The following is a 1092-nucleotide window of genomic DNA, read 5'->3' on the forward strand; positions in this document are numbered from 1 at the left end:
TCGGGGTGTTCACCGGCTTCTCGATGGCCGGCTACGGCATGACCAAACACCATCTGACGCATCGGGAACCGGGCTGGCGCCGCCGGCTGGCGATCAACCTGTCCGCGGCGGTGCTGTCGACGATCGTGGTGGGCATCTTCGCGGTGGCGAAATTCACCGAGGGCGCCTGGCTGGTGGTCATCGTGTTCCCGCTGCTGGTGTTCATGCTGACCCGGCCTTCGACGCTGGCGCGTTGCCCCGAGATCAGGCCGGCCACCATGACCACCGATCGCGGTCGCTGCGGGTGTTCGTAGGCGTCGACCTTGCGGTCTTCGTCCTGGGACACCCACGCCTCGAGCTTGTCGATCCCCTGTCCGATCCGCTGCTCCAAGGTGTCGGGGTAGGCCTCCCTGATCCGCGATTCGACGTCGTAGGGCACGATCGTCGCCGCGGCGTCGGGAATCAGGCTGACCGCTCGCGCGATCTTGTCGGCGGTGCGGTCGTGCAGCACGCGGCCCAGCAGCCGGGCGAAGGTTCGCCGCGGCAGCAGCACCGTCACATTGGTGCGCGCGTTCTCGTCACGCGCCTTGGCGACCAGCAGCTGCGCGGCCCGGCTGATCCGACGGTCCGGGCAGTCCACGATGCGCAGCGGGGTGTCGAGTTCGAAATGGTCCCAACGCTTTCGCAGCAGCGCCGCGTGGGCCGGGTCGACCATGAAATGCACCGCGATCAGTTCGTCGGCCCGCAACCCCCTGCCGTAGCGCAGCGCCTCGATCACCGCCAGATCGACCGAGTCGACGAACACGAACACCCGGTGCCGCGCGTACTTCACCAGCTCCGGGCGATCGGTGCGGAACATCTCGAGAATGGCGGCCTCGGCCCGGTATTCGCGGTTGAGCCGGGTCAGCATGAACACCAGCAGCGGGAACACGATGACCACCAGCCAGGCGCCCTCGGTGAATTTCGCCACCGCGAAGATGCCCACCACGATCGTCGACAGCACCGCCGCGGACAGGTTGATCGCCAGCCGGCGGCGCCAGCCCGGTTCCCGATGCGTCAGATGGTGTTTGGTCATGCCGTAGCCGGCCATCGAGAAGCCGGTGAACACCCTGA

Annotated in this window: 1 pseudogene; it reads right to left on the reverse strand. The window is 67.4% G+C overall.

The features are described from left to right. Positions 1–31: 31 nt before the first annotated feature. Positions 32–1092: pseudogene (locus tag A5659_RS16410) on the reverse strand (DNA-binding protein); the annotation flags it as partial.

Origin of the sequence: Mycobacterium sp. 1165196.3 (assembly GCF_001673415.1) — a bacterium.
Lineage (GTDB): Bacteria > Actinomycetota > Actinomycetes > Mycobacteriales > Mycobacteriaceae > Mycobacterium > Mycobacterium europaeum_A.